Source organism: Antrihabitans spumae, from assembly GCF_043944905.1.
GTDB classification, from domain to species: domain Bacteria; phylum Actinomycetota; class Actinomycetes; order Mycobacteriales; family Mycobacteriaceae; genus Antrihabitans; species Antrihabitans spumae.
In genome coordinates this window covers 35,199-59,850 of the sequence record NZ_JBIMSN010000008.1, presented here as the reverse complement: position 1 = coordinate 59,850, position 24,652 = coordinate 35,199, and the positions used below count along the sequence as shown (strand labels likewise).

At 63.7% G+C, this 24,652-nt stretch carries 23 protein-coding genes; 10 read left to right on the top strand and 13 right to left on the bottom strand.

Going from position 1 to position 24,652, the window contains the following annotated elements; translation table 11 throughout:
• Nucleotides 1-4 precede the first annotated feature (4 nt).
• On the bottom strand, nucleotides 5-1,492 hold the full coding sequence (yczR, locus tag ACHIRB_RS02115; protein ID WP_395123910.1) for a MocR-like transcription factor YczR: 1,488 nt from the start codon (nucleotides 1,490-1,492) through the stop codon (nucleotides 5-7).
• Nucleotides 1,493-1,553: 61 nt separating this feature from the next.
• On the opposite strand from yczR, the gene ACHIRB_RS02110 reads away from it, so the two are divergent.
• The 3 genes from ACHIRB_RS02110 (at nucleotide 1,554) to ACHIRB_RS02100 (ending at nucleotide 3,768) form a co-directional block, all read left to right on the top strand.
• Nucleotides 1,554-1,838, top strand: coding sequence for a hypothetical protein (locus ACHIRB_RS02110; RefSeq protein WP_395113909.1), 285 nt, complete (start codon nucleotides 1,554-1,556; stop codon nucleotides 1,836-1,838).
• Between the two features lie 55 nt (nucleotides 1,839-1,893).
• Nucleotides 1,894-2,469, top strand: coding sequence for a methylated-DNA--[protein]-cysteine S-methyltransferase (locus ACHIRB_RS02105; protein WP_395123911.1), 576 nt, complete (start codon nucleotides 1,894-1,896; stop codon nucleotides 2,467-2,469).
• Nucleotides 2,470-2,763: 294 nt separating this feature from the next.
• Nucleotides 2,764-3,768: an alpha/beta hydrolase gene (locus ACHIRB_RS02100; protein ID WP_395123912.1), complete on the top strand. Its 1,005-nt coding sequence runs from the start codon at nucleotides 2,764-2,766 to the stop codon at nucleotides 3,766-3,768.
• Nucleotides 3,769-3,774: 6 nt separating this feature from the next.
• On the opposite strand, the gene ACHIRB_RS02095 is transcribed toward ACHIRB_RS02100, so the two are convergent.
• Together ACHIRB_RS02095 and ACHIRB_RS02090 are read right to left on the bottom strand one after the other, a co-directional pair.
• Nucleotides 3,775-6,366: a LuxR C-terminal-related transcriptional regulator gene (locus ACHIRB_RS02095; protein ID WP_395123913.1), complete on the bottom strand. Its 2,592-nt coding sequence runs from the start codon at nucleotides 6,364-6,366 to the stop codon at nucleotides 3,775-3,777.
• Nucleotides 6,367-6,448: 82 nt separating this feature from the next.
• On the bottom strand, nucleotides 6,449-7,738 hold the full coding sequence (locus tag ACHIRB_RS02090) for an adenylosuccinate synthase (protein WP_199704315.1): 1,290 nt from the start codon (nucleotides 7,736-7,738) through the stop codon (nucleotides 6,449-6,451).
• A 197-nt stretch (nucleotides 7,739-7,935) separates the two neighbouring features.
• Here ACHIRB_RS02090 and ACHIRB_RS02085 point away from each other — a divergent pair, with 197 nt between their 5' ends.
• Nucleotides 7,936-8,601: a hypothetical protein gene (locus ACHIRB_RS02085; RefSeq protein WP_395113914.1), complete on the top strand. Its 666-nt coding sequence runs from the start codon at nucleotides 7,936-7,938 to the stop codon at nucleotides 8,599-8,601.
• Complete coding sequence (locus ACHIRB_RS02080; protein ID WP_395113915.1) at nucleotides 8,601-9,383, top strand: site-2 protease family protein; 783 nt, start codon at nucleotides 8,601-8,603, stop codon at nucleotides 9,381-9,383. Before ACHIRB_RS02085 ends, ACHIRB_RS02080 begins: the two co-directional genes overlap by 1 nt.
• On the opposite strand, the gene ACHIRB_RS02075 is transcribed toward ACHIRB_RS02080, so the two are convergent.
• From ACHIRB_RS02075 to ACHIRB_RS02050, 6 genes are all read right to left on the bottom strand, one after another.
• Nucleotides 9,339-10,895 (bottom strand): GMC oxidoreductase, encoded by a 1,557-nt coding sequence (locus ACHIRB_RS02075; protein ID WP_395123914.1) that lies wholly within the window; start codon nucleotides 10,893-10,895, stop codon nucleotides 9,339-9,341. The genes ACHIRB_RS02080 and ACHIRB_RS02075 overlap by 45 nt on opposite strands.
• Nucleotides 10,892-11,485 (bottom strand): hypothetical protein, encoded by a 594-nt coding sequence (locus tag ACHIRB_RS02070; protein ID WP_395113917.1) that lies wholly within the window; start codon nucleotides 11,483-11,485, stop codon nucleotides 10,892-10,894. Before ACHIRB_RS02070 ends, ACHIRB_RS02075 begins: the two co-directional genes overlap by 4 nt.
• Nucleotides 11,482-11,841 (bottom strand): hypothetical protein, encoded by a 360-nt coding sequence (locus ACHIRB_RS02065; RefSeq protein ID WP_395113918.1) that lies wholly within the window; start codon nucleotides 11,839-11,841, stop codon nucleotides 11,482-11,484. Before ACHIRB_RS02065 ends, ACHIRB_RS02070 begins: the two co-directional genes overlap by 4 nt.
• 2 nt (nucleotides 11,842-11,843) lie before the next feature.
• A complete protein-coding gene (locus ACHIRB_RS02060; RefSeq protein ID WP_395113919.1) occupies nucleotides 11,844-12,887 on the bottom strand; it encodes an alpha/beta hydrolase family protein in 1,044 nt (347 codons plus the stop codon).
• An 81-nt stretch (nucleotides 12,888-12,968) separates the two neighbouring features.
• Nucleotides 12,969-15,569 carry a LuxR C-terminal-related transcriptional regulator gene (locus ACHIRB_RS02055; RefSeq protein WP_395123915.1) on the bottom strand — a complete coding sequence of 867 codons (2,601 nt, stop codon included), beginning with the start codon at nucleotides 15,567-15,569 and terminating at the stop codon, nucleotides 12,969-12,971.
• Nucleotides 15,570-15,611: 42 nt separating this feature from the next.
• On the bottom strand, nucleotides 15,612-16,139 hold the full coding sequence (locus tag ACHIRB_RS02050; protein ID WP_395123916.1) for a hypothetical protein: 528 nt from the start codon (nucleotides 16,137-16,139) through the stop codon (nucleotides 15,612-15,614).
• Nucleotides 16,140-16,391: 252 nt separating this feature from the next.
• On the opposite strand from ACHIRB_RS02050, the gene ACHIRB_RS02045 reads away from it, so the two are divergent.
• The 5 genes from ACHIRB_RS02045 to ACHIRB_RS02025 all read left to right on the top strand — a co-directional run bounded on the left by ACHIRB_RS02045 (nucleotide 16,392) and on the right by ACHIRB_RS02025 (nucleotide 21,674).
• Nucleotides 16,392-18,218, top strand: coding sequence for an HNH endonuclease signature motif containing protein (locus ACHIRB_RS02045; RefSeq protein ID WP_395123917.1), 1,827 nt, complete (start codon nucleotides 16,392-16,394; stop codon nucleotides 18,216-18,218).
• Between the two features lie 93 nt (nucleotides 18,219-18,311).
• The gene (locus tag ACHIRB_RS02040) at nucleotides 18,312-19,463 is read left to right on the top strand and encodes a TIGR03364 family FAD-dependent oxidoreductase (protein ID WP_395123918.1); all 1,152 of its coding nucleotides are present in this window, start codon (nucleotides 18,312-18,314) and stop codon (nucleotides 19,461-19,463) included.
• Nucleotides 19,464-19,486: 23 nt separating this feature from the next.
• Nucleotides 19,487-20,185 carry a phosphonatase-like hydrolase gene (locus ACHIRB_RS02035; RefSeq protein ID WP_395123919.1) on the top strand — a complete coding sequence of 233 codons (699 nt, stop codon included), beginning with the start codon at nucleotides 19,487-19,489 and terminating at the stop codon, nucleotides 20,183-20,185.
• Nucleotides 20,186-20,358: 173 nt separating this feature from the next.
• Nucleotides 20,359-21,279: an MFS transporter gene (locus ACHIRB_RS02030; RefSeq protein WP_395123920.1), complete on the top strand. Its 921-nt coding sequence runs from the start codon at nucleotides 20,359-20,361 to the stop codon at nucleotides 21,277-21,279.
• Nucleotides 21,280-21,317: 38 nt separating this feature from the next.
• On the top strand, nucleotides 21,318-21,674 hold the full coding sequence (locus tag ACHIRB_RS02025) for an MFS transporter (protein ID WP_395113926.1): 357 nt from the start codon (nucleotides 21,318-21,320) through the stop codon (nucleotides 21,672-21,674).
• A 66-nt stretch (nucleotides 21,675-21,740) separates the two neighbouring features.
• Here the strand turns inward: ACHIRB_RS02025 and ACHIRB_RS02020 are convergent, their stop codons facing one another.
• From ACHIRB_RS02020 to ACHIRB_RS02005, 4 genes are all read right to left on the bottom strand, one after another.
• Complete coding sequence (locus ACHIRB_RS02020; protein WP_199704303.1) at nucleotides 21,741-22,490, bottom strand: GntR family transcriptional regulator; 750 nt, start codon at nucleotides 22,488-22,490, stop codon at nucleotides 21,741-21,743.
• A gap of 64 nt (nucleotides 22,491-22,554) precedes the next feature.
• Nucleotides 22,555-23,610, bottom strand: coding sequence for an FHA domain-containing protein (locus ACHIRB_RS02015; protein WP_199704302.1), 1,056 nt, complete (start codon nucleotides 23,608-23,610; stop codon nucleotides 22,555-22,557).
• The gene (locus ACHIRB_RS02010) at nucleotides 23,610-24,401 is read right to left on the bottom strand and encodes a PP2C family protein-serine/threonine phosphatase (RefSeq protein WP_395113927.1); all 792 of its coding nucleotides are present in this window, start codon (nucleotides 24,399-24,401) and stop codon (nucleotides 23,610-23,612) included. The genes ACHIRB_RS02015 and ACHIRB_RS02010 overlap by 1 nt, the downstream gene beginning before the upstream one ends.
• Nucleotides 24,398-24,574 carry a hypothetical protein gene (locus ACHIRB_RS02005; RefSeq protein ID WP_395113928.1) on the bottom strand — a complete coding sequence of 59 codons (177 nt, stop codon included), beginning with the start codon at nucleotides 24,572-24,574 and terminating at the stop codon, nucleotides 24,398-24,400. The genes ACHIRB_RS02010 and ACHIRB_RS02005 overlap by 4 nt, the downstream gene beginning before the upstream one ends.
• Between the last annotated feature and the right edge of the window lie 78 nt (nucleotides 24,575-24,652).

Below are 24,652 nucleotides of genomic sequence, written 5' to 3'. Positions count from 1 at the left end.
GCCGTCATACGCACACGAGCGTTGCTTCCTGCTCGTTGCGCGGCGACAACATGTCGTAGGCGGCAGCGAGCGCGGACACCGCTAGACAGAGATCCGCATCGGTCTGCGCATACGGCAACCGGATGAACCGTTCGAAGGCGCCTTCGACGCCGAATCGGGGTCCGGCAGCGAGCAGCACCCCGAAGTTCGGTGCGGTTGCCGCAAGTGAGGTCGACACGGGCGAGGGCAGTTGCACCCAGAGCGACATGCCACCCGATCCGTTGAGCGGCCGCCAGTCGGGCAGGTGGTCGGTCAACGCGGTCAGCAGTGAATCACGTTGCCTCCGAAGCAAGTTGCGGCGCGCATCCAGTATCGCGTCGGCGTCGGCGAGGAGGTGTGCCGTTGCGAGTTGATCCATGATCGGAGTGCCGAGGTCCACGGCGGATCGGGTGCCTGCCAGGCGGGTGACGAGTGCCGGATTCGCTCGAATCCACCCGACTCGCAGTCCACCCCAGAACGATTTGGACGCCGAACCGATCGTGACGATTTCCGAACCTCGCGCGAACGATGCGACCGGCGTAGGTGGCTCGACGTCCAGATTCAGCTCGGCCATCGATTCGTCGACGACGATGGTCATTCGGGTCTCGCGTGCGATGCGGGCCAGTTCGGCCCGACCGTGATCGTCGAGACACAGGCCGGTCGGGTTGTGGAAGTCGGGCACGAAGTAGGCCATCTTGGCTGCGGTTTGCCTTGCAGCACTACGAATTCCGTCGAGATCCCAGCCACCCGAGTTGCCGTCTTCCGGGCGCAGTGCGACCGGGACAGGCCTGGCGCCCGCGTTACGGATCGCCTCGATACCGTTCGGGTAGGTCGGGTGTTCGATCAAGACGCGCTCACCGGACGAGGTGAGGGCGGCGATAAGCAGTCGCAATGCATGCTGCGCGCCGAGAGTCACCATGATCTGTTCCGGCTCGGTCGGCAGCCCACGAGCGCGATAACGCGCGGCGATGGCCTCGCGCAGCACCGCGATCCCGATCGGCTCCATACCGTGCGACGGCAGGTAGGCCGGTAGTGCCTGCAGTGCGGCGGCGTAGGCGCCTTCGACCTCGGGCGGCGCGGGCAATGCCGCGTAGCTCATGTCGATGGCAGGGCGGTCCGGTTTGGCAACGGTCGCCTGAAACATCAAGCCGTTCGGCGTCGCACCGGAGGGTAGTGCGACTGTGCTTCGACTCCCCTGCCTGCTGATGAGGTAACCGTCCTCACGCAACAGTGAATACGTGGACGTGATGGTCGTGCGACTCAGTGCCAGTGCGCTCGCGAGGTCGCGCTCGCTCGGCAATGCAACGCCGAGCGGCACCCGACCGTCGTGAATCAGCAACCGAATGTTGTCGGCAAGTGCCTGATAGGCGGGCTTCGACGACTTCCGGGAACTTGCGGAGTCGTCGTGGCGGCCCTGCCGCCATTGCCCCAGATCGCGGGTCAGCGAACTCACGCCCAACACTCTCATAGCCATGCAGTCCAGTATTTGCGACTTGGCTCTTTTTTGCAAGGCCAGATCGCCGCATTGTTTTCCTATGACATCTTTCCTGACGCTCCTGGCGATAGCGACCTTCGCGGCCATCGTCTACCACTACGCACCCGAGGGTTCCAAACACGGAATCTTCCACCTCGACCAGTTCCGACCTGCGGCTCCGCTCGCGGGCTTCTTCTACGGCGACCGCGAGCAGGATCGGCTCCAGCAGGAGTTGAACGCGATCGCGAGCCGTCGCGACGACGACGAGTGGCCCGAATACGCGACGCCCGCGACCCCTGAGGCCGCTGATGTCCAGGAGGAGCCCTCGCAGAAGTTTGCGGCGTGAAGTCCAGTTTTCAGAACTGGACTGCCTGTCGGTGGGTACGGGGATACTCGAACACATGACAGACGGTCGGGTGACGAACGGTGGATCTGCGAGTGGACATGTGCTGTTCGATACCGCGATCGGCATCTGCGGTATCGCCTGGAACGACCGCGGAGTCGTCGGTCTGCAGCTACCCGAACGCGATGTCGAAGACACCGCGATGCGCTCGGCGCGCGCGGCAGGCAACTCCGACCACACTCCGCCACAAGTCCCGCCGCCGCGTATTGCCAAAGCGATCGAAGCGATCATTGCCCATCTCGACGGCTCCCCCGACAACCTGCGTTGGATCGAACTCGACACGACCGGGGTTCCGGAGTTCAACCGCAGGGTCTACGAGGCCATCCGGGCAATCGACTCTGGTTCGACACTCACCTACGGCGCGGTCGCCGCGCTGGCCGGTGCGCCCGGGGCTGCGCAAGCCGTTGGACAAGCATTGGTGCGCAACCCTTTTCCGATAATCATTCCGTGCCACCGGGTTCTTGCCGCCGGCAACAAGGTCGGCGGGTTCACCGCATTCGGCTCTACCCAGACGAAGCGAAAGCTGCTGGCGATCGAACAGGCGCCAGGATTCGATGCTCCGACGCTCTTCTGACCGTCGACCAGACAGCGTCCGGGAACGCTGCGAGAGCGGCCGCCAAAGCCGCTTCGGCGACCTCCTGCAGCCGGGGAATTTTCCGTGTGAAAATCAGTGCATCGGGCGACAACTGCGGTAGCGAGTGCATCTCCGCATTGTTACCGGTAACAAACGGCCGAGCAACATTCGTTGTATCCGCCTAGAGACACCCCTGTTGCAAGCCGTGATACTTGTCTTCGACATCAGGTCGGTGTGCGACGACGGCGTCGAACATGCAGTTCTGCCCGACCCGATTTTCGAAAGGGCTACAACGTGGTTGCCAGTCGAAGGAAAGACGCGTCTCGCGTCCGCAAGGTTGCTCAGGTCAGGTCCGAGCAGACGCACGTTCGTAACGAGTTCACCGATCGGAGCCTGCAGTCCCGCGGACTGGACCTCGGCATTCGACTGACCGTCCGACCACTCATCGCGGCCTGGGCGTTGGCGCCAAATCTTCCGTGGCCGTACAAAGCCTTGGACCAGATCGGCCGGTTGCTGCCTTCGGCACCCGGCACCACCAGACGAGGTGTTTTCCTACCGAACTGCAAGGCGGAAATTGCGACGCCGGAGCGCGTCGACAGTGACCGCTACGTCGTCTACATGCACGGTGGCGCGTTTCTCGTCGGTGGGCGACATTTGCACTCGCAGCTGATCTCGAGGCTGGCACGCGACCTGTCGGCCGAAGTACTCCAAGTCGACTACCGAATGATGCCCGACTATTCGATCGACGACGGTGTCGCCGATTGCCTCGACGCGTATCGCTACGCACTTGCCAGTGGCGTTCCCGCGGAACAGATTGTGTTTGCAGGCGATTCGGCGGGTGCCTACCTCGTCTTCATGACTGCGATCGTCGCGCGTGAGCAAGGCCTTCCGGTGCCAGGTGCAATCGTATCGATCTCACCGCCGACCGAATTCGAGCTCGAATCCAAGCTTCGAGCCGCGCACAACGACGCCATGTTCACGAAGTCGTTCGCTCGTGAATTTATGAAGATGGTCGCGAGTCGAACTGTGCCGCGCTCCTTGGTCGGCTCCGACTGCACCGGACTCCCGCCGTCTTTGATCCAAGTCAGCGACGCCGAGCTGCTGTACCCGGACGCCGAGCGTTTCGCAGTCGAACTCGGCCGGGCAGGCGTTTCCTGCGAACTACAGGTGTGGCACGGGCAGATTCACGTGTTTCAAGCGGCTGCAAGCATCGTTCCCGAAGCTGCTGCGGCGCTCGACGAGGTTGTCGGATTCGTCGAACGCACGCTGGTGGCCAATTCAGCCGCTCGCTCGGCGTAAACGATCTCAAGTCAGCGCGTGTTTGAGCGCACGAGCGAGCGCATCTCGATCGGGCGCGTCGAGTTTGATGCAGGCCCGGTAGATGTGCCCCTCGACCGTCCGAACCGAAACCGCGAGCTTGTCGGCAATCTCCTTGTTGGACAAGCCGAGTGCGACGAGAGCAGCGATATCACGCTCCCGCGACGTCAGCGGTAGCGGATTCGACGCGTCGATGATCGCGGGTGATCTGGCGTCGTCGCACTCTTTGGCAAGACGTGCGGCAGTCGCTGCCGACGACACCTGGCCGCGCCGATTCTTGTTGCGCTCGTAGGCAATCGACGATTGAGCTGCCGCGTCTGCCGCTAACAGGATTGCCCCCATCCGTTCCCACAGCGCCGACGCGACGATCAACCCGGAACCGTCGTCAGCGGCGAACGCCGCCGCGTGCGCGGCCTGCATACGCATCGGCTCGACATCGACCGAATCCGTCAATTCGGCCAATCGTGTTGCGACGCTTCGATCTCCGAATCGCGCCGCCGCGAACAGCGCGTTGGCCTCGACGGTCCAGCGGCCGGATTGTGCTGCGATGGAGGCAGATTTGTGTGCGTGCGAGACTGCGGCCGACGACTGCCCCTGCGCGGCCGCAAGCCAGCCACGTGCAATTTCCAGTTCCGTTTCCAGAAGCTGCCCAGCGCCGCCGATCAACTTCTCCGCGCGCGCGAGTGCTTGCGTCGCCACCTCGACCTTGCCGAGCAACGCCGCCGTCTGGCACAGGTTGGTCGCCGCGAAGAATTCCCACGACTGCCCGACGCCCTGCAGTGCCGCGATCGCCTGCTCGAACTCACGACGAGCAGACTCGAGCCGTCCCGTCGCAAGGTAGACCTGGCCGAGCAGCACACCGGCTTTGGCACGGGCTGGTTGCTGACCTACCGCGTAGCCGACATACCGGTTGGCAGCGACCTCGGCAGCCTCGAGATCGCCATGAATCACGAGTGCGGGGACTTCGAGTAAACCGAGATTGAAACGCAGCAGACCGGACTTCGATTGCGAGGCAGCGCGGAGACCGCGCTGGACCAGGTCGAGCGTCTGCTCGATTCGACCGGACTGCAGATGAATACTCGCGGCGATGAAGGCCGCCCAGCCCTGCGACGCAGGACCTGTGAGGTCGGAGTCAAGCACCTCGTGTGCCGTTCGAAGTGATGCCCCGACGTCGTTGTCGACCATCGCCTGCCACATGTCGACGAACACCACGATCGGCCGCGCCGTCAGTCGGGAACGGACGCCGCGCAACACCGCATCGGCCGAAACACGGTCCCCCAGCATCCAATACAGGTTGGCAGCGCGGGTGGTCGACCAGATCGCGAGCTGGATTTCGTCGAGACCATCGGGGTCGAGCTCGGCGAGAACCGCTTCGGCTTCGCGCCCTTTGCCCTGCCAGGACAGCGACTGCGTAAGTGCAAGAGCAGCTTTGAATCCGCCGCCGAGTGCGACCGCCCGGCGTGCAAGTCGCTCTCCGAGCTCCAGATTGCCCAATGTCATTGCGTCGCCACTGGAATCGACCATCGACTCGACGTCGGGTTCACGGTCGCTGTCGAGTGCGAGGGCAACAAGCGCGATTCGGTCGCTGACGTGGGTCGGTCTGCTCGCAGACAGCGCGCCGACGAGTTCACCTCTGATCCGTCGCGCCTTCAGCGTCCCGGTGCGTGCACGAATCACCTCGGCGTAGATCGGATGTGACAGGGCGACAGTGTCCTTGTCCGCGTTGCTCAGCGACTTCGTCAGGCCTGCGGCGGCAGCTGCATCGACCGCACCGGGTTCACGCAACGACCGCAATACGTCCGCGTCGAGATTTCCGCCGAACGCCAACAGTTCGACGACCTTCAGCGATTCCTCGGGCAAGCCCGCCAGCCGCGCCTCGACGAGCGTCGACAGTTGTGGATTGATCACCGTCGGCCCCCGGAGTTGCCACACGCCGGCTACACGTCGCAGATTGCCCGCTTCGATCGCGCCTTCGACGAGGTGTCGCAGAAACAACGGATTGCCTTGCGACGTCTGCAGCAGCCGGTCGGCGCTGACGTCCTCGAGAGGTCCTTGCAGAACGGTTTCGACGACGTCGACAATCTCGTCGCGACTGAACGGGCTCAGATCGACCCGGGTGAGCAGGCCGTCGCGCCACAGCGCACTGATCGCGTCCGGCACATCGGACTCGATTCGGACGGTGACGACAAAGTGTGCGGCCCGCTCCATCGCCAACTGATGAACAACGGTGGCCGAGAGTCGGTCCAGCAGGTGCGCGTCGTCGACACCGACAACAACGTTGGGGTCGCCGAGCAGCAGGTGCTCGCGGACGGTCCGCAGTATCGCGTGGGGTTCCCGCCGGTCGGACACCTCGACGAGGTGAGCGAAAGCGCCGAGCGGAATACCTTTCGCGGTCTCGGTTCCCGCAACCCAGCGCGTTGTGCCGCGGAGTTGTTTCACCGTATGCCGAGCGAGCGTCGTCTTGCCGAGCCCGGACCCGCCCGTGAGTACGACACCGCGCGGACCGCCTCGGCTGCGCAACGCGGCCGACAGGGTGGTCAGGTGGCTTTGCCGTGCAACGGTGGGCCACGGCGACAACATGAACGAATTCTAGGGCGCTCCGCGCCTTGTGAGTCTTTTTGGTGGGCGGGCCCACCGAAAGACTCACGAGCGGCGGAGCCGCCTATGCCAAAATATCGCGGCGCACGATCGTCTGATCGCGACCGGGGCCGACGCCGACGCACGAGATGTGCGCTCCCGCCAGATCTTCCAGGCGCAGCACGTAATCCTGTGCATTTTTCGGCAGGTCTGCGAACGTGCGCGCGCCCGAGATGTCTTCCCACCAGCCGGGCATTTCCTCGTAGATCGGCTTCGCATGGTGGAAACCGGTCTGCGTCATCGGCATATCGTCGAAGCGTTCGCCGTCGACCTCGTAGGCAACGCAGATCGGCACGGTGTCCAGGCTCGACAGCACGTCGAGCTTTGTCAGGAAGTAGTCGGTGATGCCGTTGACCCGCGTCGCGTAACGAGCGATGACAGCGTCGAACCAGCCGCAGCGCCGTGCCCGACCGGTGGTCACGCCCACTTCGCCGCCCTGTTTCGCCAGGTAAACACCGTATTCGTCGAACAGCTCCGTCGGGAACGGACCCGACCCGACTCGGGTTGTGTAGGCCTTGAGAATGCCGAGAACGGTGGTGATCCGGTTGGGTCCGATACCCGAACCGACGGCAGCGCCGCCGGCTGTCGGGTTGGACGACGTCACGTACGGGTAGGTGCCGTGATCGACGTCGAGCAGTGTGCCCTGCGAACCTTCGAGCAACACCGTCTCGCCGCGCTCGAGTGCATCGTTGAGCAGCAGGCGCGTGTCGCTGATGCGGTGCTTGAAGCCTTCGGCCTGCTGGAGCACCTCGTCGACGACCTGCTGTGCGTCGAGCGAGCGGCGGTTGTAGATCTTGACGAGCACCTGGTTCTTGAATTCCAGTGCAGCCTCGACCTTTTGGGTGAGGATCTTCTCGTCGAGCACGTCGGCGGCGCGAACCCCGACCCGAGCGAACTTGTCCTGGTAACACGGGCCGATGCCACGACCGGTAGTACCGATCTTGTTGTTGCCGAGGAAGCGCTCGGTGACCTTATCGATGGCCACGTGGTACGGCATGATCAGATGCGCGTCGGCCGACAGCAGGAGCTTGTCGGTATCGACGTCGCGGGCTTCGAGACCGGCGAGCTCGTCGAGCAATACACCCGGGTCGACGACGACGCCGTTGCCGATCACGTTCGAAACACCCGGCGTCAGAATGCCCGAAGGAATCAGGTGCAGCGCGAAGTTGTCGCCGTTGGGAAGCACAACAGTGTGGCCTGCGTTGTTGCCACCCTGATACCGAACTACCCACTGGACGCTGCCACCGAGCAGATCCGTAGCTTTGCCTTTGCCCTCGTCGCCCCATTGGGCGCCGATCAGCACTATTGCCGGCATTGAGTTTCTCCTACGGTCGTTGCGCAGCGTCGCGAAGGCTGGCTGCAGCGTCCTGCCGTCCCTGCGGCAGTGGCCGGGAGCACAGTCTAGTCGAGAGGGTGCGGTCCACCCCAACCATGCTCTGCGCAATCAGCGTGCGGCTATCGTGGCAGTCTCGCACCGCGTCATATTCCCGCGCCCGACACGAGGAGCATTGCGTGCACATCTTCGTCCTGCGCTGTGGCGACGGGCCGGTGCCTCTTGCACTGGCGTCCCACACTGCGACGACGGTGCCGCCGATCCCGACTGCCGGTGACCTCGAAGATCTGCTGCACGCGATCGACGACGAGAAGCAGCCCCGATTGATCGTCCTCGGCGACGATTCGGCGCTCGCGGCGGTCCTGACTGTGCTGATGCGAACCGAAAGACTGCAGGTCGAAGTCGGTTACGTCCCGTGCGACCCGTCACCGTCCGCGCGGATCTACTCGACCGGCACGGGTGCGCAGGCAGCGAACAATGCCCTCAACGGCTCTGCGGTCGAAATGCCGCTGATCCGCGACGACCTCGGCATCGTCCTCGTCGGTGGCGCCACGATCACCGGCCCGCCAGGGGAAAGACTCGAGGGCGAGGCATACGTCGACGACACCAAACTCTTCACCGGTTCGATCGAGTCGATTGCACTGGAGCCGACTGCCGCCATGCCGGGGTTGCGCGCACACGTCCGGCGCCGCACCGTCCTCACTCGACGCCGGTGGGTGGCGGGGCGAGCGATGCAACTCGGCGCCCGTACCGCGGTGCTCGTTCGTGACGGGGTCCCGAGTGCGCACAGCCAGACCAGGTCGGCCTTCTACCGGCACCACGAGCCCTGGCTGCTGGTGCGCTGATGACGTATCCGTCACGCATACGCTCCAACGCCGTCCGGCCGAGCCCGGTGTTCCTTGCTGTCATCGCGCTCGCGGCGGTAGGTGGCGCCATCGCGTGGTCGGCTGACGTCGACAGCATCCTCGCCCACGTCGGCGTGATCATCTTCGTGGTCTTCGGCTGGATCGTGTCGCTGTGTCTGCACGAGTTCGCACACGCCTACACAGCGTGGCGTGCCGGTGATCGCGAGGTCGAGGTCCGCGGCTATCTGACGCTCAACCCGCTCAAGTACAGCCATCCGTTGCTGTCCATCGGATTACCCGTTCTGTTCATCGCGATGGGCGGCATCGGATTGCCCGGCGGTGCGGTCTACGTACGGTCTGGCATGTTCGGCCCAGCGGTGCAGCGCCGGATCAGTCTCGCGGGGCCCGCGGTGAATGCGGCGTGCGCGGTTGTTCTGCTGACGATCGTCAAGATGTTCGGCAGTTCCACCGAAAACGAAGCATTCTGGTTCGGCGCGAGTTTCCTTGCGTTCCTGCAGATCACCGCAACGGTGTTGAACATGCTGCCGATACCCGGCCTCGACGGTTACGGCGCGCTGGAGCCGTCGCTGAGTCCGAAGACTCGCCACACGTTGGAGCAGTACAAGTCACTCGGCCTGCTTGCGGTGTTGGCGCTGCTGTTCGTCCCGCAGCTCAACGCGGCGTTCTTCGACAGCATCTACTGGCTGTTCGAACTGTCGGGGATACCGTCGTGGTGGTCAGGCAATGGCGCCTTCCTCACCCAGTTCTGGCGTGGGCTCTGACCCCGCCTTCTCTCCCAGCAGTATTTCGACCGCACGTTCGGCCACGGCCGCAATAGTTTTCGATGGATTTCGGCCTATCGCGTACGGGATGATCGAACCGTCCATGACGTACAAGCCCGTGTGGCCGAACACTTTGCCTGCATGGTCGACAACACCCTTATCCGGCGACGACGCCATATTGCAACCGCCGAGCGGGTGCGGGGTGATCAGTCCGCGAAAAAGCTTCCAGAACAACGACGGCCATGTGGTTCCACCGGTCTTCGCCGTCAATTCTCGATGCTTCGTGCGCATCGCCTCGATGGTCTGGAACGAATCCGCGGGATCCCATTTCATCTTCAGCGCCGGCGATCGGCGCCGCCACCACGATCGGCGAATGTAGAGCTCACCGTTGGACGCGTCGATGGCCTGGCCGAACCACGGCATAAAAGACACTGCGGCACCACGATTGTGAAGCCACTTCTTGAATCCGCGCGACTGCGCGTCGGTCTTGAAAAACACATCGGCCAGATTGGGTATGCCGCCGTCTTCGACGAAGAACCGCGCATTGTCGGTCTTTCCGTCGAGGTAGTCGATCGCGGCTGTGATCACCGGTCCCCTTGTCGGTTCGACGGGTCGGTTGCGGTAGCGCGCGATGGTGAGGAAGTCGCCGTTGGAACTCCAACCCTTGCCGAGGGCTGTAGGCAGGTCGAGCAGCGTCTTCTCGACATCCCTCGACCACATGAGGATCTCGGTCGAACCGATCGAGCCCGCGGCAAGAATCACGTTGTGGGCCAACACGGTTTCGTTTGTCGGCACCGACGTTCGGAAGTCCCGGTAGTGCACAACCCAGTCGTCTCCTGCTTTCGAGAGGTGACTCACTTGGCACAGCGGACGAATTTCGGCATAACACTCACGCGCGCGGGCCAGGTAGTTCACATCGAGCGTGTGCTTAGCGCCTACCGCGCAACCGATGTCGCAGTTGCCGCAATGGATGCACGCCTTCTGTCCGTTCTCGTCCGTCGAGCCATCCGGGGAAAAGTTGACGGCCAACGGGAGCTTGCGAAAATTGGCGGCCGGGTCGAGTTTCGTGATCGCATCGTGCATCAGGTGGTAGCGCACGGAGAGTTGATTGTCGGGAACTACTTCCGCGGGCATCATCGCTGCGACTTTTTCGTAGTACGACGTCAATCCGTCCCTGGTGATCTCGGGCGGCCAGTTCTTCAGGAACGCCTCCTCGCCGGCATCGACGGACACGTTGGCGTAGATGAGCGAACCGCCGCCGACCGCGGCTCCACAGACCACCGTCATGTCGCCGTCCATTCGGCGCACTTCGATCCACCCGTTCCAGCGCTGCGGATTTCGGTTGCTGTAGAACCAGTTTCGTCCGGATTGGCTCGGATAGTCCTTGACCTTCCACTCCCGGCCACGTTCGAGAACGAGGACCCCCTTTCCCGCCTCTGCCAGCCTGCACGCCGCAACGGCACCACCGAATCCACTACCGACAACGACGAAGTCGAGTGGCTCTCTTTTCATGCCCGCCTCCGCAACAGATAGGTCGATACCAAGCCCGTGGTGAAAAAAGTCAGAAATCGCAGCACATTCCAGGCGCGAGCATGCCAGCGCGCGCTGGTACCGCGCATCGTCGCGAGCATCGCCAACACGCCGGGCAGGTTCAGGCGCACAATCCCGGCGCCCACGATGGTGCCGCTGCTGTCCTGTCCTTCGTGGACGGTCGTGTACAACGTTGTCGTCGCCGGCCACAACCGCCAAATAGCCTCGACCCGTATCTGTTTCACGCCGACGATCCAGTGCGGACGGCCGTCGACGGTGACCGGCAGCTCGTAGATCATGTGCGTCGTCCTGGCGTGCTCGGTCGGTGTGAACAAACCGAACGTGCCGCGTATACGGGAGCCGCACTGCTCGCCCCACCTGGGCACATCGACGTCGGCACGCAAGCCGCCACGATGATTCGGATCGTCGAGAAATGCTGAGAGGTCGGGGATCTCGATCGTCGCGTCGACGACGAATCCCACCGAGTTCGGGTTCTGGTAACCCGCACGCGGATCGGTTGTCCCGAGCGTCAACTGCCCAGTCATGACTTCGCGAAAGGTGACTCCGCTCATCGGTCAGCCCTCGCGAGGTAGGCCAGTTTGTAGAACCAGTAGGCGACGGCTGCCCAGACGATCAGTCGAACCGCAAGTGCTACAGCACCTTCGACGTCACGATGCGCCAATACCGTCGATACGACGGTAGCTCCGAAAGCGATCACACCGGCTGCTCGAACCCCGGTGAACCACTCTGTTATTAGAAGTACTGCAGCGGTTGCCAGGCAAAGGTAGACCAGGGCGAAGAACCATCCGGTGGGCAGCACATGCTGCGTTGCGGCAGTGCTACCAAGTTCGCGAGCCAGTCCGGCTCCGAGCAGGATCGACGCTCCTGCCAGTAGCCCCAGATTGCTGAAGATGATCACGCGCGGCATGGTCAGTCCTCGCCCAACTCGTCGATGATCATCGGAAAGACTTCGGTCGCAGCATTTTTACCGAGGAAGACATCGAGATGTCCGTAGCCTGGTAACACCTGGAAGCTGTGCCGACCAGGCTCGTGGGCGTCGAAGAATTCGAAGGTCTTCGCCATCCCCGACGGGAGAAAGGTTGCATTCCGTTCGCCTGTCACAAAGGCGAACCGCGCGTCGGTCTGCGGTGGTTTCGAGGTGAACGTTGCGGGCAGGACGTCTCGATGCCGATCCGACGACACCAGTTCGCCCGCCTTGATCGACTCTTGAATCTGCAGGAAGAACGACATCGGTGCCTGCGCCACTTCACCTTTGAGCCACTCGTGAGTTGCGTCCGTCAGGTTCTCGTGCCGCCAGAGTGTCGGAAATCCGGTGCCGTACATGAAGCTCGACATCTTGCACACCGAGTTGTTGCACTCGTGATGGACCGCACGCATCGCAAAGTTCAGTAGCTTCGGCACCGCACCCGGTGGGTGCAAACCCCACTGCGCGTTGAGTTCTGTGACGAACGGGCGAAGGGCCGCCATCGCCAACGGCATCTTCAACCACATCAACTTCGGCACATGCGGATGCAGGGCAACGGAATTGCTGACGACCGTCGACACCTGAGGCAGCAGACCGGAGACGATCGAAATCATAAAACTGGTCGATCCCTGGCAGTGCACGATCGCTTTGATCCTGTCCCGCTTCGTCACGGCGCAGATCGTGGCGACGGCAGCGGGGTGGTCGTATACGGCGGCGTCGTCGAGTGTGAAATCCGTCGCAGGTAGATCGATGCTCGCTCGCCAGTCGAGAAGCCAGACGTCGTAGCCTTCGTCGGACAGCATTCGAGGCAACGTTCGCGGCAGTGGCGGGCTGAAGATCCCTGCCCGCACACTCGTTCCAGCAATCATCAGCACAGGCCCGAGCTCGTTGACCCCCGACCTCAGCTGCAAGCGGTGAAGCATCAACCGCCGTCCATCGAGAGCGTCGAAACCGATCGTCTCGAACGCCCCATTCAGAACATCTGTCACAACGCCTCCGGCCATCGATCGGCCCCCGACTACTCGGTTTAGATTGTGATCGCTCAGGCGCAGAGGAACATGAGTAATCGACTACCTGTTCTCAGCACTCACCGCTGCGGCCAACGCGGCGCGGTCGACGACCTCCAGTTTGGTGCACGCTCGGTAGATGTGACCCTCGACGGTCCGAACGGATACGACGAGGCGGTCGGCGATGTCGCGGTTGGAGAGTCCGTCGGCGATCATCTTCGCCACTTCGCGTTCACGGTTCGTCAGCGGGAGCGAGCGGGCGGATACCAAAAGCGCAGGCGTAAGCGCATGCCCGCACAGCGCGGAAAGCCTTTGTGCAGCTGCGGCCGCGGACAACTCGTCCGAACGCTGCCCGGCGGTCGCGTACTCGGCCGACGCGAGCGCGGCAAGGTCTGCCGCGATGAGCAGCAGTCCCATCCGCTCGAATTCGGCACTCACCGAGAGCAATTCGCGGCCACCGGCTTCGAGCAGAGCGGCACCGAGTTTGCCTGCCGCTGTGGCGAACTCACCCGGCACCGCGCCTGCCGCCGTCACGAGGTCCGCGGCGATGGTGCGGTCGCCGAATTGTGCTGCTGTCGTCAGCATTCGGCACAGCACAGCCGTCTGACCGCCGTTCCTCGCAACATCAGCGGCTTGGCGGGCCAGGCTCCGCGCGGTGGGGCTGTCCCCATCGGAAGCGGCGACCCATGCCCGCGCAAGCAGCAACTCCGGCTCGAAGATCGCGACGTTGTCGCCGAAGAGCCGCTCGGCTCGCGCCAAAGCGTCGTGCGCCTCGTCGCGGCGCCCCAGAGCGGCCGCGGCCTGCGCCAAATGCGTCGCCGACAGCATCGCCCACGAGTACCCGGTGCCTTCGAGACCTGCTGCGGACGACTTGAATTCGGCACACGCGGCAGGCAGGTCGCCGCGTGCGAACAGCACCTGTCCTAGCAGTACGCCGCCGATCGACCGACCCGGCTGCTGCTGTTCCGCGAAGTCGACGTAGTGCTTGGCGAGACGATGCGCGTCGTCGAGGCGACCGGTCATGATCAGCGCGAAAGTTTGGCCGAGCCCACAGGTGAATCGAACGTTGCCACTTTCGGCGAGGGTCGCAGCTTCGAGTCCAGGCTCGGCCAGCGCCTCCACTTCGTCGAATCTTCCGAGAAAGGCGAGGCTGACCGCACCGGACGAGCCTGCCCACGCCCGAGCGAGTGGCGTGCTTGCGGGCGAATCCATCAGCCGCGCAACGACGTCGACCGCCTCGGACAAACGCGATTCGTAGAACATGAAGGTCGCGTCGAGCGCGTCGAGCAAGTTGTCGACCATCTTCTCGGTCGCTCGCCCCTTCATCAGCTCCAGCAGGGCGCGTCCCTGCGCAGGCCGACCGAGCATCCAGTAGAAGTTCGCCGCGCGCGGCAGACCCCAGACCAACATCTCCATCTCGCTGAGCGCAGCCGGATCATATTGGCCGAGTTCGGCTTCCACCTCCTCGCCGCGGCCGAGCCAGGCCAGGGCGAAGCCGAGATAGACCGACGCGTAGAAACCTCCACCACCTGCTTTGGCGCCGTTGGCGAGTCGTTCGCCGAGCGTGATCGCACCCATCCGCAAAGCGTCGCGAGCGGCGTCCACCAGCAGTTCGGGGTTGGGCGGGATGTCGCTGTCGAGCGCTAGGGCCGCCAGGCGGATCTTGTCGATGATGTGAGTCGGCTTGGTCACCGACATCCGCCGAACGAGTTCGCTACGAATCCGGCGAGCAGTGAGGCTTGCGGTTTGACTGCTCAGGACCTCGCCGTACAGCGGATGTCCAAGGCGCGCAACAAGTCCTGCTTCCCCACTCGTGACACGAACGAGGCCGTCACGTTCGGCAGCTTCGACGGCGTCGGCCGAGCTGAGGTCGGTGAGCACGTCGAGGTCGAGCGGTTCGGAGAAGGAAAGCAGCTCGAGCACTCGGCGTTCGGTGTCCGAGAGGCTGTTGATTCTGCTCTCCACCAACGTGTTCAAGTGCGGCGTGATGGCAGCTTCACCCCGCAACTGCCACACTCCGGCGACTTCACGCAGCGAGCCTGCGTCGAGCGCCCCCTCTATGAGGTGGCGGAGAAACAGCGGGTTGCCCTCCGACACACGGAAGATGCGGTCCGCGCTAGGGGCTTCGAGGGGTCCGCCGAGCACGGTTTCGGACAGGTCGATGGTTTGCTCGCGGGTGAAGGACGACAGCTCGATTCGGTGCAGCCATTCGTCTTTCCACAGTGCTGTGATGGCGTCAGGGGCCGGCTCGTTGTCGCGAATTGTCACGACAAGCCGCGCACTTCCGCCCATCGCCAACTGGTGGACGAGTGTCGCCGAGAAGTTGTCGAGCAGGTGCGCGTCGTCGACTCCGATGATCATTCCGGCCATACCGGCGACGATGTCGCGACGAGCGGACCGCAGGACCGTCGCGGGCTCGATCGGACTGGTCACCGAAATCAGGTGTGCAAAGGCACCAAGTGGGACTCGACGCGCAGTCTCGGTTCCGACAACCCACTTGAACGGCACACCGGCATCACGGACAGCGTCCTTGGCGAGTGTCGTTTTGCCGACGCCGGCGCCGCCGGTGAGGACGACACCGTTCGCGCCGCTGCTGGGGAGCAGCGAGGAGCCAATGGCGTCGAGGTGCGTCGCCCTACCGAGGGTCGGCCAAGCAGTTCCCATACGGAGATCCTATTGGCCGAGGGGTGCGATTGTCGCTGCGCGTCAATGCAAGTATGCGAAGCCCGGCGCGATCTGTTCGGAATTCGAGCGCCCGCCTGTCAACTCGACCATCGCTGCTACGACGCCACCTCGGCCTATGGTCACCGATGCCGCGCACGTCGTGTCCGACGCCACCGTCGCTGCCGGTACGACCATCCTGGCAACGCCACCGGTCAACGACTCGAGGTTGAACCAGACCACCGCGAACAAGCCGAGGTCGAGCGGAGATCGGCCGCCGACCTCCTGGTCGAGGGTGAATCTGACGTTCTCCAGATCCGGCGTCGCCCTGTCGGCTCGCGCGTACAGGTCTGGCCCGACAGTGTGGGAATGCTGGACGCTGGCGCGGTGTGGCTGGATTTGAAAGGCACAGGACCCGTCGCGGTCGGCCGTCATGGGCGCTACACCGAGGTCGAGTATTCGGCGCGCCGCATCGACCGCTTTCGCCTGAAGCAGCCCGCCCCGTCTGCGCAGTTCGGTCTCCGCGGCCACGAGCCGGACCCGGTCGAACATGTCCAGTGTCGGCGAGAACATCGTCCCCCTTCGTCGAACGTCCCCCAGCCTGGAAAGTTATTGACTGCGGCCCCCCTCGTGGCCGCAGTCCCCTAGGACGCTAGGTGCGAGGGGCTACCTGGCGCCTGAGTAGTGGACTACCTGTCTTCGCCCACTGGGGAGGCGGCTCCGCCGCTCGTGCGTCTTTTTGGTGGTTGGGACCTCCTAAAAGACTCACGAGTCGAAGGATGTTTTTGCTGGACAGAGGGTATTTTTGGGTACATAATAGAACACATGTTCGACACCTTCAGCTTGACTCGCGCACCGGACGGCTCACCCCGCCCGGCGGAGTCGACTGCCGAACACATCAACCTCCTTGCACTGCATCAACAGGAAGAAAATGCCGCCGCTGCCCGCAAATGCCACGCGGCCACAGACTCCTGGCACATGCGAATGGCCGACGAGATGGCTCTTGGAGCCGAAGGCAGCGCCATCACCGGCACCCACTCCATCTACGCGGAGATCGCACTCGTCACAGGCACCTCGCACCGCGCCGCACAAACACTTGTCGAGGTTGGCACTGCGCTCGACACCCGACTCCCCCTACTCGACTACACGTTCCGAGCCGGCGACATCGGCTACGCCAAAGTCCGCACCATCTGCCAAACACTCACCGATGCAAGCCTTGCCACCCTCGGCAAGATCGAAGGCGACGTCGTCGCTGCGGCCCGCCACCTCACCCCGCAGCCGCTACGAAAAGAAATCTGGCGGCTATGGATTGCCGCCAATCCCAAAGAGGCGGGCGCCGTGCAGGACGCGAAGAAGGTCGCAGACCGCACCGTCTACATCCGTGCGGGCGAACCCGGCCTCGCCTCACTGAGCGCGTGCATCACCGACATCGAAGGCGCTCAGGCCCAGCTACTCATCGACGAAATTGCCAACTCGGTCTGTTCCGCCGACCCTCGATCGTTGCCGAACCGACGCGCCGACGCACTGATGGCTTTGCTGCACGGCGACCGAATCCTGAAGTGCCAGTGCGATGCCGAGGCCTGCCCGACGCAAGACGTGGACGTTCCGGCCCGACGCACCCACCTCACCCAGATCCTGATCGACATCGAGACGCTGCTCGGACTCACCAATAAACCTGCGCGCCTCTCCGATGGCACACCGCTCCACCCCGACCTTGCGCGAGCACTTGCCGAAGACTCCACCTGGCAAGCGATCCTGACCGAAATGCGGTCACTCGCCGAGACGCAGGGGCGTATCCCAGACGACACCACCAACGACCCGGCAGCGGGCAACGCTCCAGCCCCGGATCGTTTCACCTGCACGCACTACCTCGGCAGTGGACGCAAGCGCCGACCCGCGAGCCCCGCTGTCAGGGCACCGATCTGCCTTGCGCCAACTCCAATTCACAGCAACGGCAGGGTAATCGACGAAATCCTCGACGCCATCGCCTGCGATGCCTACCTACACCCTCGGAACCACGACACCGGGCAAAGCCGCAACCCGACCCCGCCGCCAAGCGCGCTGACGTATCGGCCGCGCGCCGATGTCGCCGCCCTCGTGCGCGCCGCCTACCCAACCTGCGTCTTCCCCAATTGCTCAGTGCCGTCGAAGAATTGCGAGCTCGATCACCGAATCCCGTTCGATCACAACAACCCTCGCAACGGCGGTTGGACCATATTCGAAAATCTGCAACCTTTGTGCAAGAAGCATCATGACATCAAGACCCGGCGCCATTGGAAGTGTCGGCGCCTTCCGAACGGCGCGATCGAGTGGACCAGCCCTACTCGCCTGCGTACGGTCACGCTGCCCGCCGCCGGACGCGTCGCCGAACTCCCAGCAGCCACCACAACCGATGCACACCACGGCCCACCCACCCCGACCGCGCCGCCGAGCTACGCCGACCCCGTCACCGCCGACGATCGCGAGGAGTACCTGTGCCAAACGACCTGGTGGGAACGCCATATGGGCGGCGCCGAACCCCCGACACCGGTAGGCCTCGCTACGAGCAAGAGTGCGCAGCAACAGAACGACACCGAGTACCTCCACCAGCGATATCGCGACCACCTCGCTATCGCCGCCGAACGAGAACGAACGCGACCACTTCCGTTCTAACTTCATGTCACACCTCGTAACTTATATCTACTAGTTAAGAATTACCCTCTACTTGTATTGACAAGTGCTAGGGATGGCCCTCACACTTGGTCCATGGCAAACGAAACGAAATACGACGTCGTGGTCGTCGGTGCCGGGATCGTCGGACTCGCACACGCGTACCACGCTTACAACCGTGGCCTGCGCGTCGCTGTTGTCGACCATGCCGACGGGGTGACGGGCGCATCGGTGCAGAACTTCGGCCACGCGTGCATCACAGCGCAATCCGGTACGGCCCTGCGCTACGGAACAGCGGGCCGCCAACACTGGCTCGACCTCTCCCGCAAGGCGGGCTTCTGGTCAGCAGCGGTCGGCACCCTGTGCGTCGCCCGGCACGACGACGAGCTTGCGCTGATCAACGAGTTCGCCGCCGAACGCGGATCGAGCGACGTTCGACTGCTCGACCGAACTCAGATTCTCGACCGACTGCCGATCCGGCCCGACGGCGTCACCGGCGGCATGTACCTGCCGAACGATCTTCAGGTCGACCCTAGAACTGCGGCGCCGTCGATCGCACGATGGCTGGAGGCATCCGGTGTCGACTTCCACTGGCGAACCGCAGCAACACATTTCGACACCGGCGTTGTCCACACGACGCGAGGCGACCTCCACACGGAGACAACGTTCGTCACCGTCAACTACGACATCGACCGCCTCTTCCCCGAATTCGCCGACCGCGACGAACTGCAGCGCTGCCGACTACACATGCTGCGCGCACACGCTCCGCTCGCCTTCACCCTGCCGACCCCGCTCTTCACGGGCTGGTCCCTGGTTCGGTACTCCGGATTCGACCACCTCGCATCCAAAGGCGCTGTCCTGCAACGTCTACGCGCCGACTACCCCGACTACCCCGACTACGTGGACATCGACCTGCACCAGATGTACACACCGCAACCGGACGGTTCGATCCTGGTCGGCGACACCCACGCGAAAGACATTTCGACGTCGCCGTTCCAGTCGGAGAAGGGTTTTGCGGTCTTGATCGACGAAGCCGAGAAGCTGTTCGGCGTCCCGCTCACCGTCACGGAACGTTGGCAAGGCGTCTATTCGTCCGCTCCCGACAAGGAATTCCTGATCGAGGAACCGATCGACGGCGTTCACGTCGTGACCGTCACGACGGGAATCGGCATGACGACCTCGATGGGCCTCGCCCTCGAAAGTGTCGAAAACGCACTGACAAACAACAACATTCGTATCCCAGCCTGACCATTTCGTACACAAGGAGAATCATGAGCCCCACCGAACAAGCCAAAACAACCCTCGTCGTCTTCGACATGGCAGGCACAACCGTCGAAGACACGGGCCTCGTCCAGCAGTCGTTCCTCGCGGCCGACGAGTACGCGGGCCTCTCGAAGAACGCCGACGAGCGCGCGGAGATGCTGCGCTACGTCCACGACACGATGGGACAGTCGAAGATCGTCGTGTTCCGGCACCTCAGCCGCGGCAACGAGGAGCAGGCTCAGGCCGCCAACAAAGCATTCGAACGCTGCTACGCGCAGCTCGTCGAAGACGGCAACTGCAGTCCCGTTCCCGGCGCCGTCGACACCATCTCGGCACTGCGGGAGCAAGGCGTCAAGGTCGCACTGACCACAGGCTTTGCACACGAGACCCAGTCGGCCATCATCCGGGCCCTCGGCTGGGAGAACCTCGCCGACGTCGTCCTGTGCCCCGGCGAAGGCGTACGCGGCAGGCCCTACCCGGACATGCCCCTCACAGCTCTGTTGCGCACCGGCACCGACTCGGTCCAGCAGATGGTGGTCGTCGGCGACACCTCGTCCGACATCACCAGCGGCGTCCGAGCCGGTGCGCGTGCTTCGATCGGCGTGCTGACCGGCGCACACAACGCCGAACAGCTCCGAAACGCAGGAGCGACACACGTGCGCGACAGCGTCGCAGAGCTGCCCGCTCTGCTCGCAACTCTCGTCTGATCCACCTGTAACACCGCAACACCCGATCCACCCACCGCCGCTGGTGTGCGGCCCTCCTCCACCCGGACTCAGCCCCCGGACGGCCGCACACCGGCGTTGCCTCGCAGCGCAATTCAGCCCTGCCACAACTCATTCGAGCTTTCGGCCACCCCACTCCCGGCTAGGTGCCTACCATGTCGAACACAGTCATGTCCCCTCGTACCACGATCCCAGGCTACGAACGCTGGCGACGCCAAATTTTCGCAATCACCTGGATTGCCTATGCCGGCTTCTACTTCACCCGGCAGACCTTCTCCGTGGCCAAACTGGGAATCCTCGAGGATCCAGTGCTGTCGACCACACTCACCAAGAGCACGCTGGCCAATCTCGACGCCGTCTACCTCACCGCGTACGCGGCAGGTCAGTTCGTGTGGGGGTCGGTATCGGACCGCTACGGACCGCGCATCGTGCTCATCGGTGGACTCGCGATGTCGGCCATCGCGACGATGTTCATGGGCCTGTTGCCTGCTCTGGTCTTCTTGGTTCCGCTGATGATCGTCCAGGGCCTCTCCCAGTCGACGGGCTGGTCCGGAACGCTGAAGAACATCGCGCAGTTCTTCTCGATCGGCGAACGCGGACGTGTCCTCGGCCTTTGGAGCACCAACTACGCATTCGGCGGACTTGCCGCGGCACCGTTCCTCGGCTGGGTTGCCTACAGCGTGTTCGACAGCTGGCGGATCTCGTTCTTCACCGGCGCGATCGTGGTCGCCGGCGTCCTCGTCCTCGTGATCGCATTCCAGCGAAATACGCCCGCTGACGTCGGTCTGCCGCCGATCGAGGACTACCACTCCCTCGAGGACCTGCCGCCCCTCGACAAGGACGCCACGGCTATCGCAGAACCATCCGCATCCTTTCGCGAGGTCTTCCTGACGGTGACGAAAGACCGGATGGTCATGACGCTCGGCGCCGCATACTTCCTGCTCAAGCCGGCTCGCTACGCAATCCTGCTGTGGGGTCCGGTGATCGTCGCCGAGCGCCTCAACGACGCAGGCAACTTCAAAGCGATCACCGTTCCCATCGCGTTCGGCGTCGCAGGCCTCCTTGCGCCGTTCTGATCGGTCGCATCTCGGACAAGGTGTTCAAGGCTCGGCGCGTGCCGGCCTGTGTGATCAGCCTTGCGGGATTGGTCATAGCTCTCGCTATGTTCGGCCCGCTGACCGAGACCGGGAACATGTGGATCATGGTCGCTCTCCTCGCCGCGATCGGGCTGACCGTCTACGCAGCCGACGCGATGATCTCGTGCGTCGCAGCGGTCGACTTCGGCACCTCGAAGCATGCCGGAGCCGCAGCGGGAACGATCAACGGCTGCGGTTCGGTCGGCGCGATCCTCGGCGGACTGCTCCCCGGCTACATCGCTACCGAGCAGCTGTTCTACGGCTTCGCGGGTGCTGCGTTCATCGCGATGCTGCTGCTGATCCCGCACTGGCGCCGGATGCCCGCCACCGTCTGAACGACCCATAGCAACGCCGGGATGCAGTCACACTGCATCCCGGCGTTCGGCTGTCAGTACCAGAGCTCAGCTGCGGACAGCATGGTTTGCATGATCGCGCGGATCGATCGTGCGGGCGTTCACGATGCTGAAAGCGACTCTGTCGGGTCGGTAGCGGTCGTCGGCGAACTCGAACGGTTCGCCACGCTCGTTCCACGACGTCCGGCGCTCGCGCAACAACGGACTCCCTGCGTCGATCCCAAGATTGTCGGCGTCGACGCCGTCGGCCGAGACGGCATCCATGACGTGCCGCATCGACTCGAAGCGCACTCCGCGTGAAGTGAGGAAGTCGGTGATCGATCCGCCGTCGGTATCGAAGTCGAACAGCAGCGAACCGACGCTCTCGATGTAGGACGTGCGCTCCAGCATCGTCGGTTCGCCGTCCAACAACCTGAGCCGCAGAATCTCGACGACGAAATCGTCGGGACCGATCCCAAGCGCCGACTGTGCGGGCTCGGACACTCGGCGACGCGAAATCTCCACGGTGCGGCTACCTGCGTCGCGACCGGTCAGTCGCGCCCACTGCGTGAACGGGGTGAACGTATCCAAGGTCTGCGTGACGTCGAACCCGCGGACCACCGCCGGTTTGCCGCGTGAGAGAACAACGAGCCCTTCGTTTTTCAGCATTGCCAGCGCCTGCCGGACAGGGCCGCGCGAGACCCCGAACTGCGTGCACAGGGCACTCTCGCTCGGCAACGAGTCGCCGACCTCGTACTCGCGACCGAGGATCTGCAGTCGAAGCTCACGCGCGACCACTTCGTAGCGCGGCTCGCTCACCGACCACCCTTTCGTTGCCCGACACCTGGTGCCGAGCTTAATACGCCGCTCGCGGGTGCCGTTCTCACGGCAGATCCTCGAAACACAGGATGACGCCGTCGCCGATATCGATGGTGTCGCCCGTCGCCAGTGTCAGTGGCTCGTCGGGACGGATACGCGACGGCGCTCGGCCGTCCCTACGGAGATAGGACCCGTTTGTACTGTGCAGATCGAGCGCGACGACTCGCCACCCGTCGACCTTGATCCCGAGGTGGCTCCGCGAGATTTCCCGAGCCGCACTCGGGACCGTAACCAGTTGTGGCAGATCGAGTTCGGAGACTTCCCGAACACTCGGCCGAGCCCCGATCACAAGAGCCTTGTCGATCGGAACGAGCATTCCGGTCGAGAAGCGGATCATCCCGAGCGTCGGACGACGGACCTCTCGCGCGTCACCGGTCAGCGGCGCCGAACACGACCGGCACACCCGCCGATCGGGCGGATTCGCATGTCCCAGTGGACATACGAGGGCAAGCACAGGCGGACCCGACCCCTTCGGGGCGGCACCGTCGGAAGGAGAGACAGCAGGGGCGGCACCCCCTGGCACCGCCGCGACCGCGGTTCGCATCGGATCGGCAACCAGCGGCGCAACCGCTGCCGCCGGTGCGGTGACGGGACCGAACGATTTCACCGCCTGGGGTCGCGGTGCAATTTCCCACCGCAACGACACTTCGGATGCAAGTACAACTCCCGAAGCGATCGGCAATTCGACTGCGCTCGAACCGCTTTCGTCGCCGAGCCGAGCGGTCACCGCGGCGAGCGCACCGTCGAACGGCCCTTCGATCGAAGTCTCGCGATCTCGTCCGCGGACCACCGAACGTTCCCCGCCGCTGACGGTGAGTTCGGCAAAAAGATTGCCACGCATCGCAACTCGGCCTCGACCCGACAGGCCAGGTTCGCGGCTGACCCACACGTAGGCGTACGCAACCTCGAGCAGCGCAAGCACAGCATCATCGCTTGCTTCGTCGAGGAGCGCGTCGTAGAGCTCCAACACGACAGCAGGCGGAACAACAGGAGACAGCAAGATCAAACCGCGATCACAGACAACCGCCGGCCAGCCGCCAGGGCGATATCTGTGGCGCATCACTGCATCCGTTGCACCGGCATCGGCGACGTCGCATCCGACGGAGCGCCCGCTTGCACAGCGTCGACGATCAGCACGGTGACGTTGTCATGTCCACCTGCAGCAACGGCGTCGCGCACGAGTTGGTCGGCAGCAGCTTGCGGGTCTGCGACCTCACGAAGGACCGTTGCGATGCCGTTGTCGTCGACCTCACGGGTCAGACCGTCCGAGCACACCATGATGCGGTCGCCCGCAATCATCGGGAGCAGCCACACGTCGGCCGGATATTCCGTGTTGGGCAGCAGCGCCCGCGTGACGATGTTTCGGATCGGATGAAAGTTCGCCGTTGCGGGATCGATCTCGCCGGAGTCGATCAATTCCTGGACAGCCGAATGATCGACGGTGACCTGTTTGAATCCATCGGAATCGAGCTTGTACGTGCGTGAGTCGCCGATGTTGACGACCATCCAGTACGGCTCCGCATCGTCCTGCGTCACGATCACGCCACTGAGCGTCGTGCCCGGCGGCCGACCGTGGTCGACGTCGATCCGAGCGATCCGTGCGCGCGCGTCCGCAAGACTCGCGGTCAGCATTTCGCCCGTCACCGGAACCTGATCGGCGAGAGCGGAAATAGCCGCGATCGCCTCCCTGCTTGCGACGTCGCCGGCGGATTGACCACCCATACCGTCTGCGACGACGAACACGGGCGGCTGCGTGCAATAGGAATCCTGGTTCATCTGACGCACCGCACCGACGTCGGTCGCCACACCCCAATTGAGCGTCGCCCCAGCAATAGCTGCGGTGCCTGTCATCGCCGAACTCCGAATCTGCCTGCGCCGATCTCGACTGTCGCTCCCAGCGTACGGACATCAGCGCCGCAATCACGCGCCGATTGCAGATGTCGGCACAAGGCATCGACGCCGAACGCCGGTGTCGGCAGCAGATGGCTCATCGAAGGCATTCCCGTTCGCTCGTTGGTAGTCACGAAAGAACCCGGACCAACGATGTCACGCAAGGCGCTGTTCGCTCGGTTGAACCACCGCAGTTGGCAAACTTTGTGCAG

What these genes read in the sequence shown, in the direction of transcription:
- yczR (WP_395123910.1), bottom strand. Translation starts at nt 1,492, where the DNA reads ATGGCTATGAGAGTGTTGGGCGTGAGTTCGCTGACCCGCGATCTGGGG.
- ACHIRB_RS02110 (WP_395113909.1), top strand. Translation starts at nt 1,554, where the DNA reads ATGACATCTTTCCTGACGCTCCTGGCGATAGCGACCTTCGCGGCCATC.
- ACHIRB_RS02105 (WP_395123911.1), top strand. Translation starts at nt 1,894, where the DNA reads ATGACAGACGGTCGGGTGACGAACGGTGGATCTGCGAGTGGACATGTG.
- ACHIRB_RS02095 (WP_395123913.1), bottom strand. Translation starts at nt 6,366, where the DNA reads ATGTTGTCGCCGTGGCCCACCGTTGCACGGCAAAGCCACCTGACCACC.
- ACHIRB_RS02090 (WP_199704315.1), bottom strand. Translation starts at nt 7,738, where the DNA reads ATGCCGGCAATAGTGCTGATCGGCGCCCAATGGGGCGACGAGGGCAAA.
- ACHIRB_RS02080 (WP_395113915.1), top strand. Translation starts at nt 8,601, where the DNA reads ATGACGTATCCGTCACGCATACGCTCCAACGCCGTCCGGCCGAGCCCG.
- ACHIRB_RS02075 (WP_395123914.1), bottom strand. Translation starts at nt 10,895, where the DNA reads ATGAAAAGAGAGCCACTCGACTTCGTCGTTGTCGGTAGTGGATTCGGT.
- ACHIRB_RS02070 (WP_395113917.1), bottom strand. Translation starts at nt 11,485, where the DNA reads ATGAGCGGAGTCACCTTTCGCGAAGTCATGACTGGGCAGTTGACGCTC.
- ACHIRB_RS02065 (WP_395113918.1), bottom strand. Translation starts at nt 11,841, where the DNA reads ATGCCGCGCGTGATCATCTTCAGCAATCTGGGGCTACTGGCAGGAGCG.
- ACHIRB_RS02055 (WP_395123915.1), bottom strand. Translation starts at nt 15,569, where the DNA reads ATGGGAACTGCTTGGCCGACCCTCGGTAGGGCGACGCACCTCGACGCC.
- ACHIRB_RS02050 (WP_395123916.1), bottom strand. Translation starts at nt 16,139, where the DNA reads ATGTTCTCGCCGACACTGGACATGTTCGACCGGGTCCGGCTCGTGGCC.
- ACHIRB_RS02045 (WP_395123917.1), top strand. Translation starts at nt 16,392, where the DNA reads ATGTTCGACACCTTCAGCTTGACTCGCGCACCGGACGGCTCACCCCGC.
- ACHIRB_RS02040 (WP_395123918.1), top strand. Translation starts at nt 18,312, where the DNA reads ATGGCAAACGAAACGAAATACGACGTCGTGGTCGTCGGTGCCGGGATC.
- ACHIRB_RS02035 (WP_395123919.1), top strand. Translation starts at nt 19,487, where the DNA reads ATGAGCCCCACCGAACAAGCCAAAACAACCCTCGTCGTCTTCGACATG.
- ACHIRB_RS02030 (WP_395123920.1), top strand. Translation starts at nt 20,359, where the DNA reads ATGTCGAACACAGTCATGTCCCCTCGTACCACGATCCCAGGCTACGAA.
- ACHIRB_RS02015 (WP_199704302.1), bottom strand. Translation starts at nt 23,610, where the DNA reads ATGCGCCACAGATATCGCCCTGGCGGCTGGCCGGCGGTTGTCTGTGAT.
- ACHIRB_RS02010 (WP_395113927.1), bottom strand. Translation starts at nt 24,401, where the DNA reads ATGACAGGCACCGCAGCTATTGCTGGGGCGACGCTCAATTGGGGTGTG.